Genomic DNA, 17,000 nt, shown 5'->3' on the forward strand with positions numbered 1-17,000 from the left:
TACAGGGCGGGGGCCACCATTCCTGTGTCTTGCCATAGGGCGTGCCAATCGCACGCTGCCCCAGCACTTCATATGAAACATCAGTCTTCATACATCGTCCATATGACGGCAGCTTATGTGTCGGCAAGCGTAGAAAACATGTGCAATGATTGAGGTCGGCTCAATGCAGCGTGGGTCATTTCTCAAGATGGCAGTAAATCTGAAGCGTGCCTTTGATTGAGACGGTAAACAGCGCCAAATTCGGCATCTTGCCCATTTGACCTTGTTGCGGTGAAACTACAGTTACGGGGCCTTGTGTCGTTGATCAGCACGCGCACATGCCTTGTGAAATATTTTGATCAAATTATTTGCCCGCAGGGGAATGGATAGGCTAAGTCTCTGTCAGAACACTCTGCCGTGCCTTGGCGGGGGGAGGTCCCGCTGATTGCGGGCGCACTGACAGGAGAGCCCATGACACCGCTTGAAGGTCTGAAGGTGGTCGAGCTGGCCCGTATTCTCGCAGGGCCATGGATTGGCCAGTCGCTTGCCGATCTGGGGGCGGAGGTCATCAAGGTCGAGAGCCCCGAGGGCGATGATACCCGGCGCTGGGGACCGCCCTTCATTGAGCGGGGTGGCGACAAGACGGCGGCTTATTACTATGCGGCGAACCGGGGCAAGTCCTGCGTAACGGCGGATTTTCGCACCGACGAAGGGCGTGCGCAGGTGCGGGAGTTGATCCGCGATGCCGATATCCTGATCGAGAATTTCAAGGTGGGCGGGTTGGCCAAATACGGGCTGGACTATGAGAGTTTGAAAGCGGTCAATCCGCGTCTGATCTATTGCTCGGTCACGGGCTTTGGTCAGGATGGCCCCTATGCGGCGCGGGCGGGCTATGATTTCCTGTTACAGGGCATGTCCGGGCTGATGTCGATCACCGGCGCGCCGGAGGGGGAGCCGCAGAAGGTGGGCGTGGCGATTACTGATATTGTCACTGGGCTTTATGGCACCATTGGCATTCTGGCGGCGGTGGAGCAGCGTCATACCACCGGGCGCGGGCAGCATATCGACATGTCACTTTTGGACTGCGCCACGGCCGTGCTGGCCAATCAGAACATGAACTATCTGGCCACCGGCACCAGTCCGACGCGGATGGGCAATGAGCATCCCAATATCGCGCCCTATCAGGTGATGGCGGTGCGTGATGGGCATATCATCCTCGCGGTGGGCAATGATGGTCAGTTTGCTCGGCTTTGCGAGGTTCTGAATATGGCAGGGCTGGCGTCTGATCCGCGCTTTGCCTCCAATCAGCTGCGGGTGGCCAACCGGGGTGATTTGACGCCAATGCTGGCGGCGGCGCTGGCGCAATGGGGGCAGGTGGATCTTTTGGCGGCGCTGGAGGCCGCAACCGTACCTGCGGGACCAATCAACACCATCGGGCAGGCCTTTGATGATCCGCAGATCAGACACCGCCAGATGCAGATCGCACCGGAAGATGTGCCGGGTGTGCGGGGCCCTTGGGTGTTTTCCGATGCGGAGCTGGCCCTGGAGAAATCGGCACCGATCCTGCCGGTGGCGCAGGATATGTCGCAGGGAGACTAGAACGTCAGGTCGCCTGCCGATTTGGTGGGCGGCAACAGCTTGATATCAAACCAGACAGGAAGAGGGCGCGCCATGGCGATGGAGATCACCGGAGTTGAACATCTGTGGATTCCATTGCCGGATGGGCGCAGGCTGGCAGCACGGATGTGGTTGCCGGAGGGTGACGGCCCCTTTCCCGCGATCCTGGAATATCTGCCCTATCGCAAACGCGACGGTACGGCGCCGCGGGATGCCACCACCCATCCGGTTTTTGCGGCTGAGGGCTATGTCTGTCTGCGCGTCGATATTGCAGGCACCGGCGACAGCGAGGGGCTGTTTGATGATGAATATTCCGAACAGGAGCTGAGCGACGGCGAGGCGGTGCTGGCCTGGCTTGCGACGCAGCCCTGTTGTGATGGCAATATCGGCATGATTGGAATTTCCTGGGGCGGTTTCAATGGCTTGCAACTGGCCGCACGACAGCCCGAAGCGCTGAAGGCGGTTGTTAGCGTGGCCTCAACCGTGGATCGCTATGCCGATGATATCCATTTTATGGGTGGCTGCCTGCTCAGCGATAATGCCAATTGGGCGTCGCAGATGTTTGCCTATCAGACCCGCCCGCTGGATCCCGAGCTGCGCCCGGATTGGCGCGAGGCTTGGGTGGAGCGGATCGAGGCGCTGCCGTTTATGGCCGCAGATTGGCTGCGGCATTCGCAGCGCGATGATTTCTGGAAACACGGATCGGTATGTGATGATTGGTCGGCAATCAAGGCGCCGGTACTGGCGATCACCGGCTGGGCGGATGCCTACGTGAATGCACCGCCTGCATTGGCGGCCAATATGCAGGCCTCGGCGAAGGCGCTGATAGGTCCTTGGGAACATCGCTATGCGCATATCTCCAAGCTGGAGGCACATGATTTCCACGCAGAGGTGCTGCGCTGGTTTGATCGCTGGCTGAAGGGGGAAGACAGCGGGGCGGAGGCTCTGCCGGATTATCGCACCTACATGCAGGAGCATTTCAACCCGACCAAGGAAAACAAACCCCGGCAGGGCCGCTGGGTTGCCGAGGGCGACTGGCCGTCCCCGAATGTGCGCGAGGTGGTGCACTCTTTCGGGCAGCAGGGCGCGTTGCAGGCTGCCCCGGATGCGGGGGAGGCTGTGGTGTCCAATCCGGCAACCCTTGGGGCCGCCGGTGGTTATTTCTGTGCGGGCATGCGGATTGATAATGAACTGCCGGGTGATCAGGCGGGAGACGATGCGCTGTCCACCTGTTTTGATACGCAGCCACTGGATGTCCCGCTAGAGCTGCTGGGACGGGCGCGGGTGCGGCTGGCGTTCTCTGTCGACAAACCTGTGGCGCAGGTGATGGCGCGACTGTGTGATGTGGCGCCGGATGGCGTGTCCCAGCGCATCACTTATCGCGGCCGCAACCTCTGCCATGATGACACACATGAGATCGCTGAGGCGTTGGTGCCGGGCAAGCGCTATGAGGTGGAGTTTGCGCTCAATGAATGCGCGCATCATCTGCGGGCAGGCCATAAGCTGCGGTTGGCGTTGTCGACGTCTTACTGGCCTATCGTCTGGCCCTCACCGGAGCCTGTGGCACTGACGCTGCATCTGGACGGCTGCGCGCTGATCCTGCCGGAACGTCAGGGCGCGGCAGAGAGCGACCCGCAGGCACCGCGAGCGGCGCGGGAGTATCCGACCTATGCAGCAGAGGTTGTCCGTGCGCCCTCCGGCACGTCTAACACTTATCAGGAGGCGGATGGCACGCTGGTTTTGGAGACCTTTGACGACTACGGCGCGGCGATTGACCCGGTGCATGGGATGGAGGTCGGCAGCCATGTGGCCATGCGCTATGCCATCCACCCTGATGATCCGGCAAGTGCGACATTCTCCAGCCAGTGGAGATTTACATTTGCGCGCGGAGACTGGCAGGTGCAGGTCGATACTGACAATCTGATGCGCGGCGATCGGGAGGATTTCCACCTCTGGCGCAGGGTTGTGGCCACTGAAGGCGCCGACCAGACAGAGGTTTGCGTTAAGGAATGGAGCGAGCATCTGCCACGCTATTGTTTGTGATTTCGCATCAAATCCTGTTAAAAATCGCTGTTTTTCCCCGGATTGACCCCCAGTTCGCCACGGTTTGGCCACGTTCTGTGACCAAAAACAGAACTGCGCGTTAACCATTTCGGGTGAGAATACCGCCCTTGAGATGTTGTCATCGCGCTGGAAGGCCGGGCGGATGGTCCCCCGGTTGTGAGCAGACGATAAACAGAATTGGGGCGAGAAGGTGCATCTATCCGTTGTTGTACCCTGCTATAATGAGGAAGAGTCTATCCCCCTACTGGTGGATCGGTTGGTGCAGGCAATCGAACCCTGGGCGGAACGGGCCGAGATCATACTGGTCGATGATGGCTCAAGCGATGAGACCTGGACCGCGATGGAGGCCGCGCATAAGCGGCATCCGGTGGTGCGGGGCATTCGCCTGTCGGCCAATCGCGGCCACCAGGTTGCACTGACCGCAGGTCTGGAAGCCGCCGAAGGAGACCGGATTTTCATGCTGGATGCTGATCTTCAGGATCCGCCGGAAATTCTGCCTGATATGATGATGATGATGGACCGCGGTTATGACGTGGTCTATGGCCGCCGCGCCGAACGTCAGGGCGAAACCCTGTTCAAGAAGGCGACCGCCTATCTGTTCTACCGGTTTCTCAATACCCTGTCCGATGTGGATATCCCCAAGGATACAGGCGATTTTCGTCTGGTAAGCCGCCGCTCGCTGGATGCGGTGTTGAAGATGCCGGAGCGGGCGCGCTTCATCCGTGGCATGTTCGCCTGGGCCGGATTCCACCAGATCGGGTTGGAATATGTCCGCGAGGCACGGGTGGCGGGCGAGACGAAATATCCCTTCAAGGCGATGCTGCGCTTTGCCACTGATGCGCTGACCGGGTTTTCGACCAAACCGCTGAAAATGGCCACGCGGCTGGCCTTTGTCAGCCTGCTGGTGACGGTGCTGATGGCGATCTATGTCTTCGGCTCGCTGATCCTGTTCAATACGGTTGCCGGTTGGGCCTCGGTACTGCTGGCGATTTCCTTCTTCTCGGCGATCCAGCTTCTGACTTTGGGGATCCTCGGCGAATATGTCGGGCGGCTCTACATGGAGAGCAAGCAGCGGCCGCTTTACTTCCTGTCGCAGGAGACCGGCCACCCTGCTGCCCATGCGGTGGATTTCACCGGTGACAGCCGTCCGATCACGACATCGCCCAAGGCCCCCGCCCAAAAAGAAGCGTCATGATCCGCGCCGTTGTTCAGAAGGACCTCGGCCAGTTGATCCGCTTTGCCATTGTGGGCGTCTCGGTGGCGGCGATTTATGTACTGCTGTTTCTAGGCTTCCTGCACGTTGGGCTGGTGGCGTGGCTCGCCAATGCGCTGGCCTTTGGCCTTGCAGTACTGGTGCAATATGTCGGGCAGACAGTCTGGACCTTCCGCCAAAAGCTTGGTCAGCCGGATCAGGCGCTGCGCTTTGGCTGTACCATCGGGCTGGGATTTGTCGCCTCCGGGCTGCTCACCGGTGTAATCGGGCCGATGCTGTCCTGGCCGGACTGGCTGGCTGCCAGCACCGCCGCCGTCTGGCTGCCGGTGCAGAACTACCTGTTTTTCAAAATCTGGGTCTATGCCGGAAACGGCGCGTAAAGAGGAGACACTCGCGATGTCGCATGTCTATTCCAATGAATTCTATGACTATATCGACCTTGGCGCACGCAGCTCGGCGCAGGCGTTGATCGCTGCTGTACAGCCCTGGCTGGGTGCAGAGAGCGTGCTGGATCTGGGCAGCGGTCGTGGCGTCTGGCTCAGTGAATGGGCCAAGGCAGGGGTTGAGGAGGTCGCCGGTGTAGATGGCGATTATGTAGACCGTGATCGGTTGGCGATCCCGGCGACGTGTTACCATGCGGCGGATCTGACGGGGGACGTCGATCTAGGGCGCCGTTTTGATCTGGCGCAGAGTCTGGAAGTTGGGGAACATCTGCCGAAGGCCGCGTCCGCGACATTGGTCAACGGGCTGACCCGTCATGCGGATCGCGTGCTGTTTTCAGCCGCCGTACCGGGGCAGGGTGGGGAGTTTCATATCAATGAACAGCCGCTGTCGTTCTGGCAGGATCTCTTTGCGGCGCAGGGCTACCGCGCGTTTGACTGTGTGCGCCCGGCGCTGAAAGAGGCGGAGGGCGTAGAGCCCTGGTATCGTTACAACACGGTGCTTTACGTGAATGAGGCAGGGCGTACGGGCCTGCCTGAAGAGGTCCTGGCAACCGAGATCCCGCTCGGCCAGAAGGTGCGTTCTGCGGGCAGCATTGGTTGGCGGTTGCGCCGGGGGGTTGTCTCTATGATGCCCGAGGTGATGGTGACCAAGATCGCCCAGGGGCGCGCGGCTATCATTGCGCGGCAGGCACGGGCTGCGGGGCTGGTGGGTGCTGGTTCAGCAAAAGGGACGATCTGATGACACTGGTGATGGATAGCCCTGTGGCGGCGCCACGACAGGGCGTCTGGCCCTTGGCGGCGACGATCGCGGTGGCCTTTTTCGGGTTGCTGATTGCGGCGGTGTTTCAACTGCCGGACCCGCTGATCCGTCACGACGACTACCCGGCCTTGTTTGGCGACGCGGAGACATACTACGTCAAAACCCTGACCGAGGGGCGTTGGATCAACTACCTCTGGCACTTACGCGAAATATTGCTGCCGAGCTGGGGCAACTACTTGATATACAACGCGCTTTGGGCAGTGGTGTTGGGGTGCCTCGCGCATAATGCGCTGGGCGCCGAGGCGGCGCTGTGGCGCAAGGGGGCAGTGGCGCTGATTGCGGGGCTGTCTGCGCCGGCGCTGCTGATCTCACTGTGGTTCAACACGCTGATCCCCGGCATGGCGATCCTTGCCCTCTATGCGCTGGCAACCACGCAGCTGTCGGACCGGAGCTGTCGCTGGCTACTGGTGCCCTTCGTGCCCTTGGCGCTCACGGCCTATACCACCTACCCGTTTTTCCTGCTGGCACTCTGTCTGACGCGTGTGGATACGCAGCGCTCGGCCAAGGATCTTGCTGCCCTTCTGGGGCTGTTCATCCTGTGCTTCGCGCTGGCGCTGGCGTCGATCTATACGCTGAACTACCTGTTTCACGGCATCTTCGGCATTCCGATGGCGGAATGGCGGATGCCAAGCCCGGCGCAAGATCTGGCCTCTCTGCTAGAGAATATCACCCTTATTGGCGACTTCCTCAGCAGCTCTGCTTCGCTGGTGTCGTTCCATTTCCTGCCGTTGACAGTGTTTCAGCTGGCGTTGTTGGGGTGGGCCATTTGGGTGGTTGGAAAGTCCGACCCCTGGCGCGCGATCTATCCGCTGGCGGGCATTTGCCTTGGGATGGGGCTGATTTTTGTGCAGACGGTCAAGACCGGCATCACCCTGCCGCCGCGTGTCTCTGGGTTTGTCTGGCTTTACTATGCGGTGCTTCTGGGGCTTCTGTCGCAGGAGCTGGCGGCGCGCGGCGCGGGCTGGGACCGCATCGGGCGCAACCTTCTGGCCTTTGTTGCGCTGATCTATCTTGCCTTTAATGTGCTCCAGCACCGCGATGTGACCGCATGGCAGGCTGACAGCCGCAGCATGGTGGCTCAAATCACACCTGCGGATGGCCCGATCTATGTCAGCGGTACATATCTGTCGCTGCCATCGGGGGAGAAGTCTGGCCTGCAGCATGATCTATCGGTGGCGTTTCGCCTGACGCAGCTGACCGGGCGTGATGTGGTGATCTGCGCGATGACACCAGATGCCTGTGCCCATCTGCCGGAAGATGTTCAGTCCGGTGCCCAAGGCCCCGACTATGAGGTGCGCAATCTGGACGTGGGCAGCGTGATCATGCTGTCATCCACCCCAATCCGCGAGGCGGCACATAACATCCCTGATAGCGGTTGAGGAAATAGACAAGGTGAAACAAAAACGGGGGCCTCAGCGCCCCCGTTTGCATGTCAGACTGGGTAGGTAAGCTCAGAAATCGAGGCCAAGATCCAGCGTCTGCGCCGAATGGGTCAGCGCACCAGAGGAGATGTAGTCGACCCCCGTGGCTGCGACCTCGGCAATGCGGTCGCGGCGCATATTACCGGAGGCTTCGGTCACCAGATGGCCCTTCGCCATTGCCACAGCCTGCGTCAGCGTTGGTGTATCCATATTGTCCAGAAGCACCACGTCGGCGCCGCCGGTCTCCAACACGTCCTCCAGTTGGGTAAGCGTGTCGACTTCGATTTCGACCTTCATCATATGGCTGACATTGGCCCTAGCAGCGTTGAGCACGGCGGCCACGCCACCGGCGGCAGCGATATGGTTGTCCTTGATCAGGATTGCATCGGAGAGCCCGTAGCGGTGATTGTAGCCACCACCGTGTAGCACCGCCTGCTTTTCCACGATGCGCAGGCCCGGTGTGGTCTTACGGGTGCAGGTGATCCGGGTCTCAGTCCCCTCGGTTTCTGCCACGAAGGAGGCCGTCAGACTGGCAATGCCAGAGAGACGCCCGGCAAAGTTCAACGCCACACGTTCGCCCGACAGGATCGACGCGGCAGAGCCTGCGATGGTCATCAACGTCTGGCCGGGGGTGCAGGGGCTGCCATCGGGCACCAGCGTTTCGATCTTGAGCGTCGGGTCCACGAGGTGAAAGGCGAGGCGGGCGATCTGCATGCCAGAGACAACACCTGCGTCGCGGGCATTGAGCCGCGCCTCGTAAGTGGTCTCTGCCGGGATCACGGCACGGGTGGTGATATCACCGCTTTGGCCAAGGTCTTCCAGCAGGGCAGTGCGGACCAGCGGTTCGATGATCAGATCGGGCAGGGTGGCAAAGGACGGGGTCATGTCGAATCCTGAACGGCGGCGGCGCGAATGGCGCGGGCCTCGGTGAGGGTGATGTGGGTGCGATAGGCCTGTGCAGGGTCGGCGTCGGGATAGTCATCGCGGAAATGCCCGCCACGGCTTTCGCGGCGGGCCAATGCGGCGGCGGCGATCAGCGTGGCGGTGGCGCACATATTGGCAAAGCTTTCGTCTTCACCATGCTCTATCAGCAGCTGTTCGATGGTTGCGAGCGCAGTTTTCAGCCCGGCTTCGTTCCGTCGGACCCCGACATGGGTCGTCATTGTTTCGCGCAGGCGGGCGACGGCGCTGGCGGGGGCGGCAGGTGTGGTGGCGGGAGCAAAACTCAGCGAGACTTCTGGCGGGATGACCGTATCCGTGGGCTTAGGCCCCAGGGTCTCTGCGATGTCCTGCGCTGCGGTGCGGGCATAGACCAGCGCCTCCAGTAGGCCGTTGGAGGCGAGGCGATTGGCGCCGTGGAGCCCGGTTGAAGAAGCTTCGCCACAGACCCAGAGATGGGCCAGGCTGGCGCGGCCCTGCATGTCGGTGTCGATGCCACCCATGTGATAATGCGCGGCGACTGCCACCGGAATTGGGTTCGCAACGGGGTCGATTCCGGCACGGACGCAGGTTTCCGCGACGGTGGGAAAGCGGGTCAGCACCTCGGCGCCCAAGGCGTCGCGCGTGTCGAGCATCGGGCGACGGCCTGCCTGCGTTTCGGCAAAGATCGCGCGGGCGACGATATCGCGCGGTGCCAATTCGGCATCCGGATGCGCGGCCAGCATGAAACGTGCACCGTCGCTGTTGATCAACACTGCGCCATCTCCACGCAGGGCTTCGGTTGCCAAAGGGGCGGGATCTTCGCCTATGTCAAAGGCAGTAGGGTGGAACTGTACAAACTCCGGGTCGGCGATCTGTGCCCCGGCACGGGCGGCAAATCCGATGACCTGACCCCGGATGCGTGGCGGATTGGTGGTATGGGCAAACAGCCCGCCTGATCCACCGCCTGCAAGCAGGACCGCAGGGGCGCGGATCAGCACCGGAACCGAGGTCCCGCTGGCGTCACTGACCCAGACGCCGCTGACGCGCTCGTCGGCTACTTCCAGCCGCACGGCCTGGGTGCCTTCGTGGACTTGAATCGAAGGGGTGGCGCGCACTGCTGCAATCAGCGTTTCCATGATCTGTCGACCGGCCTGATCGCCCTTTACCCGTACGACACGGGCGACTGAATGGGCGGCCTCGCGGCTCATGACAAATCCACCATCGGCGGTGCGATCAAAAGGCGTGCCAAGTTCGGTCAGGTCCAGAATGTGATCCCGCGCAACCTTGGTGACCATGGCAGCGACTTCGGCATCAACCGTTCCAGCCCCGGCGCGCATAGTATCGGTGGCATGGGCGGCCGGGCTGTCGGCCTGATCCATCGCGGCAGCGACGCCGCCCTGCGCCCAAGCGGAACTTGCGCCTTCGCCGAGTGTTTCGGGCGAGATCATCAGAACGGGACGCGGCGCCAGTTCAAGTGCGGCATAAAGTGCGGCCATGCCGGCACCCACAATGATCACGCGGTCGGTGTCACAGCTCGCGGTGGCCTCCGTCAGGGCCTGCACCTCCAGCTGGGGGGTGGCCTCATCACCGGTTTGTTCGCGGGCCTGATCGTCTGAGGTGATCTTCGCGCCGGGGGTGTCCAAGGATCAAATTCCCAATTTCTGGCTGAGATCAATCATCCGCTGCACCGCCACACGGGCCTGTTCGGCCACCTTTGGGTCGACCTCAACCGGCTCGGACATTGTGTGCAGCGACCACAGAATTTTCTCCAGCGTGATTTTCTTCATGTAGGGGCACATGTTGCAGGGGCCGACAAAGTCAACTTCGGGTAGTTGATCGGCAATATTCGACGCCATCGAGCATTCGGTGATCAGCATCGCCTTTTCCGGCTTCTCGTCGGTCACATATTTGATGATGCCGCTGGTGGAGCCAGAGAAATCTGCCTCATTCACCACATCCGGCGGGCATTCGGGGTGCGCAATCAGCCGGGTGCCGGGGTTCCATTCGCGGAAATCGCGCAGATCCTTGGCGGTGTATTGCTCGTGCACAATGCAGGAGCCTTCCCACCAGACCACGTTTTTCTGCGGCACCTGCTGAGCGATATTCTGTGCCAGATATTGATCTGGCGTCATGATCACGGTGTCGCTCTCCTGTGCGGCCACAATCTGGGCGGCATTGGAGGAGGTGCAGCAGATATCGGAGGCGGCTTTGACTTCGGCTGTGGTGTTCACATAGGTGACCACCGGCGCGCCGGGATATTTCGCGCGCATTTCGGCAATACCCTCGGCGGTGATCGATTCCGCGAGCGAACAGCCAGCCTCCATATCGGGGATGAGGACGGTTTTGTCGGGGCTGAGGATCTTGGAGGTTTCGGCCATGAAATGCACGCCGCATTGCACGATCACATCTGCCTCGACCTTGGCGGCCTCAATCGCGAGCTGGAGGCTGTCGCCGACCACATCGGCAACACCGTGGTAGATTTCCGGCGTCATGTAGTTATGCGCCAGAATGACGGCGTTCCGCTCTTTCTTGAGGGCCAGAATGGCCGCAACATAAGGCGCGTATGTGGCCCAGTCGATCGGGTTCACAACCCGGTCCATATTGGCGTAAATCCCGGACATCTCTTCGGCCAGAGCCGGATTTGGCGCAAGGTCATAGTGGTTGGCGAGCTGATCGCGCATGGTTTGCAGATCGAACATGGCATTTCCTCAAAGCTGCGCCAGAGATGGCACTTTGGGGAATTCTTGTTTCATGTTCACATTTAGCACGCAAGCAAGTGAGCGGGGTTTATTGTCCGAAAAGCGGGAATTCCTGGTGCAAATCGGCGCCAATCCGTCAGCATCGGCAACCTACTGTATCCGGATGTCGTGACGACCTTCTGACCATCGGGTAATGTCAGCGCAAACGGGGCGAGGTCAATTTGTCCAAATTTCGCGATGGGTGACGTTTTTGTCTATTGGGCGGTCCGATATTGTGGTTTGCACAGACCTAACACGCAGTAGAGGGAAGCGGTAAGGCCGGTCCCATAGGGGAGAAATCCGCTTCCATGTCTGATCTCTGGGAAGGATTGGCCCAGGCCTTTTGGCTGGTGGTCACGCTGGATGCGGATCTGGTGGAAATCACGCTGCGCTCGCTGCGGGTCACATTGACCGCGTTGCTGGTGGCTGCCGTCATTGCGCTGCCCTTGGCGGCCTTGTTGGCTGTTCGAAGGTTCCGGTTGCGGCGGGCGACTATTGCGGTGCTCAATGCGTTGATGGGGTTGCCGCCAGTCGTCGTGGGGCTTGTGGTCTATGTGATGCTGTCGCGGGCCGGGCCCTTTGGGGTGCTGGGACTATTGTTCACGCCAACAGCGATGATCATTGCGCAGGTGATCATTATCGTGCCGCTGGTGGCCTCCATCGCGCATCAGTCGCTGCGGGATCTGTGGAGCGATTATCACGACCTGCTGATTTCCCTGAACGCCAGTCAGTTTCAACGGATCTGCACGCTGCTCTGGGACGGGCGGCGGGCCTTGCTGACGGCGGCGCTGGCCGGATTCGGTCGTGCCATTGGCGAGGTTGGCGCCATCATGATTGTGGGCGGCAATATCGACCATGCCACGCGGGTGCTGACCACAGCGATTGCGCTGGAAACCGGCAAGGGGGATTTCGCCATGGCGCTGGGGCTTGGCTTTGTGCTGATCGGGCTGGCCGTCGCGGTGAACCTGACCATTCACTGGTTGGGCAAGACCGAAAGTGAGGGGCGTTGGTGACTGGGGCGAACACTCTTTTCCCGCTGGTGGTCAACGGGGCGCAGGTGCGCAGGCGTGGCAAGACGCTGATCGGTCCTGTGGATCTGCGACTGGACGGGCAGGGCACGACTATAGTGATCGGGCCCAACGGATCGGGCAAAACGTCCCTGCTGAAGATGCTGCATGGTATCCTGCGGCTGGGGCAGGGGCAGATCAGCTGGGGCTGCCCTATGGCGGAGGCGCAGCGGCGTCAGGCTTTTGTCTTTCAAACGCCAGTCATGATGCGCCGCTCGGTCGTCGAGAATATCGCCTATCCGTTGCGACTCAACCGCGTGCCGCGCAAGGTCGCACTGGCTGAGGCTGAGATCTGGGCTGAGCGGATCGGGCTTGGCGATGCGTTGCAACGGCCCGCGGTTTTGCTGTCCGGTGGGGAGCAACAGAAATTGGCGCTGGCGCGGGCCCTGATCTGCAAGCCGCAGCTTCTGTTTTTGGATGAGCCTTGTGCCTCGCTCGACGGGCGGGCCACCCGCGAGATTGAAGAGATCTTGACCGAAGCCGCCGCGGCGGGCACGCGGCTGATCATGTCCACTCACAATATGGGGCAGGCGCAGCGGTTGGCCGATGAGGTCTTGTTTGTGCTGCACGGGCAGATTGCCGAATTTTCAGCGGCGGAGGCGTTTTTTGCCCGGCCGCATACCGAACAGGGACGCGCATTTCTAAGAGGAGATATTGTCGAATGAAACGAATTATGCTCGGAGCTTTGGCCGCGCTGGCGATGGGAACAGCTGCGCTGGCGGAGGAGATGAAGCTGGCGGTGACCACGTCCTTCCACAACTCCGGTCTGGCTGAGGTGCTGTTGCCTGAGATCAAGGCGGATCTGGGATTGGAAGTGCAGCTGCTGGTGGTGGGCACCGGTCAGGCGATCCGTCTTGGCGAAGCCGGGGATGTGGATGCGATTCTTGTGCATTCCAAGAAGGCCGAAGAGGCATTTCTGGCCGGGGGCAATGGCACCCACCGCCGGGAGATCATGTATAATGATTTTGTCTTCATCGGGCCTCAGGCCGACCCTGCGACCATTGCGGGCGCGGGATCCGCGAAGGTGGCATTGCAGAAGATTGCAGCCTCTGAAGCGGCCTTCGTCAGCCGTGGTGATGACAGCGGCACCCATAAGAAAGAGCTGAGCCTCTGGGCCGCGGCGGATCTATCGCCTGAAGGATTTGGCGGCTGGTACAACGCTGTTGGTGCGGGCATGGGTGCGGCGCTGAATACTGCCTCTGGCATGGGGGGCTACATCATGTCCGACCGGGCAAGCTGGCTCAACTTCGCCAATAAGGGCGATTTGGCGCTGCTTTATTCCGGCGATCCCGTGTTGTTCAACCAATACGCCTATCTGCCGGTGAACCCGGAAAAGCACCCGCATGTGAAAACCGATCTGGTGGCAGATCTGGAGAATTGGCTGGTGTCGGACAAGGCAAAGGATCTGATCAACAGCTACCAGATCAACGGCGAAGCATTGTTTGTGTTCAACGCCGAGCAGTGATGCGTTGCCTATTGGGGCTGTGAAACGGAAAACGCCGCGCTGGTCTGCGCGGCGTTTTTTGTAGGTCGTAGGCGTTCAGTCGTCCGTCACGTGAATGGCGAACTGCTCCAGCCCGGCGTCCTGTGCCTCAATCGCGCGATAGCTTTCCTTGACGCCGGCATCTGTCAGCTCGCGCATGACGGTCAGCAGGGTGTTGGGCGCGTGATCGGCGCAGAGGTCGGCCATATGGGCCAGCTCTTCCTCCGCCACGGGGCGGGCGGTATCGGTATTCGGGGCGCCATAGTAGCTGACAAAATGCTGTGCCAGCAGATCGGTGAGCGTGGCCAATTCGCCCTCTTCGATCTTTGTCACGGCGACAAAGGTGGCACGCCCGCTGGTTTCCAGCCCCATCCAGCCATTGGCAAAAGCCTGCCGTTGTTTGCCGGTCAGATCCGCCTCTTCCCAGTTGGAGAATTCAAAGCCACCGGAAATGCACCATTCTCCCGTTCGGGCGGGGCTGGCAAAGACGTTCTGATCGCTTTCGTCGAAGTGAATGGCTCGGGCCAGCTGCATCATGGGGTCTCCAGTAGCGTGATGAGGGGGATCAGATGGGTGGTGGTCTCGTCCCGCAAAAGCAGGCCAAAGTCCTCATCCACCCCGAGAAATGTACCGGTCCGACCTGCATGGGTTATGGTCCCGCCGATGTCCTGCGCCAACCCGCGCCAGGTGCTGTGAACCGGTTCGGTGCCTTCATCCTCCCAGCGATTGATCCAGTGCAGCGCGTGGCGCGCCCAGCTTTCCAGCAATTGACCGGCATCCACATCGGCGCAGCCCTCAGCGTAAAGCGCGGTATCTTCGGGGCGGTCGCCGGTTTCGCCATCGCTTGGCGGCCAGAGTGGCAGGTCGAGGCCAATAACCAGCCAGTCTGGCACCTCGGACGGTGTCGTGGTGCTGGCGGCGGCACGCAGGTGGCCGCAGCGCCCGCCATTGATGCGCAGCCCGCCATCCCACTGCAGATGCACCGCCACCTCAGGTGGGGCCAGCGCGCCCAGGGCGTTTTGCAATGCGATGGCGCAGACCGGCAGCATGGTCATCGCTTGCTGCAACGCCACCTCCGGCGCGAACACAAGAGCCGCCTGCAAACGGTCAGGCGCGAGATTATGCACGATCAACCCCGCGTCACAGCCCAGTACCGCCTTTTGACAGGCAAGGGCAAAGGGCTCCTCCGCACCGCTGAGGACGAGCCCCTGCATCAGAGGCGGAAAGCTCAGTTCGCTCATGTCCGCCACAGGATCAGGCCTGACCCTTGGCGACCAGATCGGCGGCGAGATCGTGGAACGCCTTGGCCTGCGCGCTGTCGGGCTTGCTGACCGCAATCGGCGCACCGCCATCAGCGGCCATCCGTACGTCCAGATGCAGCGGGATTTCCGCCAGCAGGGGCACGTTCAGTTTTTCGGCCTCGGCTGCGACCCCGCCATGGCCGAAGACATGTTCCTCATGCCCGCAGTTGGAGCAGATATGGGTCGACATATTCTCAATCATACCAAGGATCGGCACGTTGAGTTTCTGGAACATATCGATGCCTTTGCGCGCATCGATCAGGGCGACGTCCTGCGGGGTGGAGACCACAATGGCGCCGTCCACATGGGCCTTTTGCGCCAGCGTCATCTGCACGTCGCCTGTGCCCGGGGGCAGGTCGACGATCAGCACATCCAGCGCGCCCCATTGCACCTGCATCATCATTTGTTGCAAGGCGCCCATCAGCATCGGACCGCGCCAGACAACCGCCTGATCTTCATTGGTCATCAGGCCGATGGACATCATGGTGACGCCATGGTTGCGCATCGGCAGAATGGTCTTGCCATCCGGGCTGGCCGGGCGGCCGGACACACCCAGCATCCGGGGCTGGGAGGGGCCGTAGACATCAGCATCCAGCAGGCCAACACGACGTCCCTGAGCCGCCAGCGCGCAGGCGATATTCGCCGAAACAGTGGATTTGCCAACACCGCCTTTGCCCGAAGCAACGGCGATGATCCGATCCACGCCGGGAATTTTCTGCGGACCTTGGGGCTGTGCTGGTTTGTTCGGTTTCAGATCTGGCGGCGCTTTTTCAGAATGGGCGGTCAGCATGGCTGAAACCTTGCCTGCGCCGGGCAGTGCCGTCACCTTGGCGTCGGCCTCATCTCGCACGGGCGTATAGATGTCGGATTTTGCCGGGTCGATCTCCAGGACAAAGCGGACCGTGTCCTCTTCAATATTGAGCGCGCGGACGATGCCTGCGGCGACGATATCGCTGCCGGACACCGGGTCTTTGATGGTCTTGAGCGCCTCTAGGACAGTTTCACGAGTGAGGGACACGCCGGGGTTGCTCCTTTTTGGTGCGAGCTTGGGTCAAGCTGGCTTGATTGGTATTGATGATCTGCCGGGGGCGTCGCCTCGGCTGCAACAGTTCTTGACGTAGATGTAGATGGTTTCCTAGCATTTCATATGGTCTGGGTATGCACTCTTTTGCGCAAATATACGGGGATACTGGTCGTGCTGGTATTTGCCGTTTCGATGCAGCCTATGGTCGCCCTGGCACAGGATGATCCGCGCAGGGTCCGGCTGATTGCGCCGCAGGCACTGATCGACACCGGGGTGCTGGGGTTTATGCTGCCCCGGTTTTCCCTGAAAACGCAGGTGAGGGTTGAACTGGTCGAGCCGGGTGCTGCGGCTGAAGTCGCATTGGGATCGACTGGTCAACCGGTCATGGCGGGCCAAGGCATCGTTTGGCATCTGGAGCTGATTACCCCGGATCACACAGGGGCGCAGCGGTTTGCGGATTGGCTGACCTCTGAGGTGGGCGGGCGTACGCTTACAGCCTTTGCCCCCGACGGCACACAGATGTTTCGCGTGCCGGAAAAGGCCGCCGTTCAGGTTGAGGTGGTCGCATGGGAGGGGGACGCCGGGCTTGGGTATGACTTGTCCAAGATCCATTGCGGGCGCTGTCACGCGGTGGATGAGGGGGGGCGTATCAACAGCATCGGCTCGACACCGTCGTTTTACGTTCTGCGCAGCCTTGCGGATTGGGAGCAGCGGTTTCAGGCGTTCTATGCTTTGAATCCACACCCCGCCTTCACCCAGATCGACGAGATCACCGCGCCGTTCGATGAGGCGCGGCCCTCGCCAATTGTCCCGGTGGAGCTTACGCTGGACGAGCTGGAAAACATCCTGGCCTATGTGGCGGTGCTCAGCCCCGCCGATCTTGGCGCGCCGTTGGAGCATAAATAGGGT

General features: G+C 61.0%; 16 protein-coding genes. 10 read left to right on the plus strand and 6 right to left on the minus strand.

Annotated elements, in window-relative coordinates:
* The first annotated feature begins 450 nt into the window (after positions 1–450).
* From GAL_RS03115 to GAL_RS03140, 6 genes are all read left to right on the plus strand, one after another.
* Complete coding sequence (locus GAL_RS03115) at positions 451–1,578, plus strand: CaiB/BaiF CoA transferase family protein (RefSeq protein WP_024096136.1); 1,128 nt, start codon at positions 451–453, stop codon at positions 1,576–1,578.
* Between the two features lie 72 nt (positions 1,579–1,650).
* Positions 1,651–3,639: a CocE/NonD family hydrolase gene (locus GAL_RS03120; protein ID WP_024096137.1), complete on the plus strand. Its 1,989-nt coding sequence runs from the start codon at positions 1,651–1,653 to the stop codon at positions 3,637–3,639.
* Positions 3,640–3,850: 211 nt separating this feature from the next.
* Positions 3,851–4,855: a glycosyltransferase family 2 protein gene (locus GAL_RS03125; RefSeq protein ID WP_024096138.1), complete on the plus strand. Its 1,005-nt coding sequence runs from the start codon at positions 3,851–3,853 to the stop codon at positions 4,853–4,855.
* Positions 4,852–5,253 (plus strand): GtrA family protein, encoded by a 402-nt coding sequence (locus GAL_RS03130; protein ID WP_024096139.1) that lies wholly within the window; start codon positions 4,852–4,854, stop codon positions 5,251–5,253. Before GAL_RS03125 ends, GAL_RS03130 begins: the two co-directional genes overlap by 4 nt.
* A 16-nt stretch (positions 5,254–5,269) precedes the next feature.
* Positions 5,270–6,055 carry a methyltransferase domain-containing protein gene (locus GAL_RS03135; protein ID WP_024096140.1) on the plus strand — a complete coding sequence of 262 codons (786 nt, stop codon included), beginning with the start codon at positions 5,270–5,272 and terminating at the stop codon, positions 6,053–6,055.
* Positions 6,055–7,515 (plus strand): hypothetical protein, encoded by a 1,461-nt coding sequence (locus tag GAL_RS03140; RefSeq protein WP_024096141.1) that lies wholly within the window; start codon positions 6,055–6,057, stop codon positions 7,513–7,515. The genes GAL_RS03135 and GAL_RS03140 overlap by 1 nt, the downstream gene beginning before the upstream one ends.
* A 72-nt stretch (positions 7,516–7,587) precedes the next feature.
* Here the strand turns inward: GAL_RS03140 and nadC are convergent, their stop codons facing one another.
* From nadC to nadA, 3 genes are read right to left on the minus strand one after another with little or no spacing between them, the layout of a single operon-like run.
* A complete protein-coding gene (nadC, locus tag GAL_RS03145; protein ID WP_024096142.1) occupies positions 7,588–8,442 on the minus strand; it encodes a carboxylating nicotinate-nucleotide diphosphorylase in 855 nt (284 codons plus the stop codon).
* Complete coding sequence (locus GAL_RS03150) at positions 8,439–10,121, minus strand: L-aspartate oxidase (RefSeq protein ID WP_024096143.1); 1,683 nt, start codon at positions 10,119–10,121, stop codon at positions 8,439–8,441. Before GAL_RS03150 ends, nadC begins: the two co-directional genes overlap by 4 nt.
* A 3-nt stretch (positions 10,122–10,124) precedes the next feature.
* Positions 10,125–11,177: a quinolinate synthase NadA gene (gene nadA / locus GAL_RS03155; RefSeq protein ID WP_024096144.1), complete on the minus strand. Its 1,053-nt coding sequence runs from the start codon at positions 11,175–11,177 to the stop codon at positions 10,125–10,127.
* A gap of 347 nt (positions 11,178–11,524) precedes the next feature.
* Here nadA and GAL_RS03160 point away from each other — a divergent pair, with 347 nt between their 5' ends.
* From GAL_RS03160 to GAL_RS03170, 3 genes are read left to right on the plus strand one after another with little or no spacing between them, the layout of a single operon-like run.
* Positions 11,525–12,229 (plus strand): ABC transporter permease, encoded by a 705-nt coding sequence (locus GAL_RS03160; protein WP_024096145.1) that lies wholly within the window; start codon positions 11,525–11,527, stop codon positions 12,227–12,229.
* Positions 12,226–12,948, plus strand: coding sequence for an ATP-binding cassette domain-containing protein (locus tag GAL_RS03165; protein WP_024096146.1), 723 nt, complete (start codon positions 12,226–12,228; stop codon positions 12,946–12,948). The genes GAL_RS03160 and GAL_RS03165 overlap by 4 nt, the downstream gene beginning before the upstream one ends.
* Positions 12,945–13,748, plus strand: a complete 804-nt coding sequence (locus GAL_RS03170) for a substrate-binding domain-containing protein (RefSeq protein WP_024096147.1) — start codon at positions 12,945–12,947, stop codon at positions 13,746–13,748. Before GAL_RS03165 ends, GAL_RS03170 begins: the two co-directional genes overlap by 4 nt.
* Before the next feature lie 75 nt (positions 13,749–13,823).
* Here the strand turns inward: GAL_RS03170 and GAL_RS03175 are convergent, their stop codons facing one another.
* The 3 genes from GAL_RS03175 to apbC are packed head-to-tail and all read right to left on the minus strand — an operon-like array spanning position 13,824 to position 16,085.
* Positions 13,824–14,300 carry a DUF6505 family protein gene (locus GAL_RS03175; RefSeq protein WP_040104232.1) on the minus strand — a complete coding sequence of 159 codons (477 nt, stop codon included), beginning with the start codon at positions 14,298–14,300 and terminating at the stop codon, positions 13,824–13,826.
* A complete protein-coding gene (locus GAL_RS03180; protein WP_024096149.1) occupies positions 14,300–15,007 on the minus strand; it encodes a DUF4444 domain-containing protein in 708 nt (235 codons plus the stop codon). Before GAL_RS03180 ends, GAL_RS03175 begins: the two co-directional genes overlap by 1 nt.
* 13 nt (positions 15,008–15,020) lie before the next feature.
* Positions 15,021–16,085, minus strand: coding sequence for an iron-sulfur cluster carrier protein ApbC (apbC, locus tag GAL_RS03185; RefSeq protein WP_024096150.1), 1,065 nt, complete (start codon positions 16,083–16,085; stop codon positions 15,021–15,023).
* A 177-nt stretch (positions 16,086–16,262) separates the two neighbouring features.
* On the opposite strand from apbC, the gene GAL_RS03190 reads away from it, so the two are divergent.
* Complete coding sequence (locus GAL_RS03190; protein ID WP_040104213.1) at positions 16,263–16,997, plus strand: hypothetical protein; 735 nt, start codon at positions 16,263–16,265, stop codon at positions 16,995–16,997.
* The last annotated feature ends 3 nt before the right edge of the window (positions 16,998–17,000 follow it).

It is taken from the genome of Phaeobacter gallaeciensis DSM 26640 (assembly GCF_000511385.1).
Lineage (GTDB): Bacteria > Pseudomonadota > Alphaproteobacteria > Rhodobacterales > Rhodobacteraceae > Phaeobacter > Phaeobacter gallaeciensis.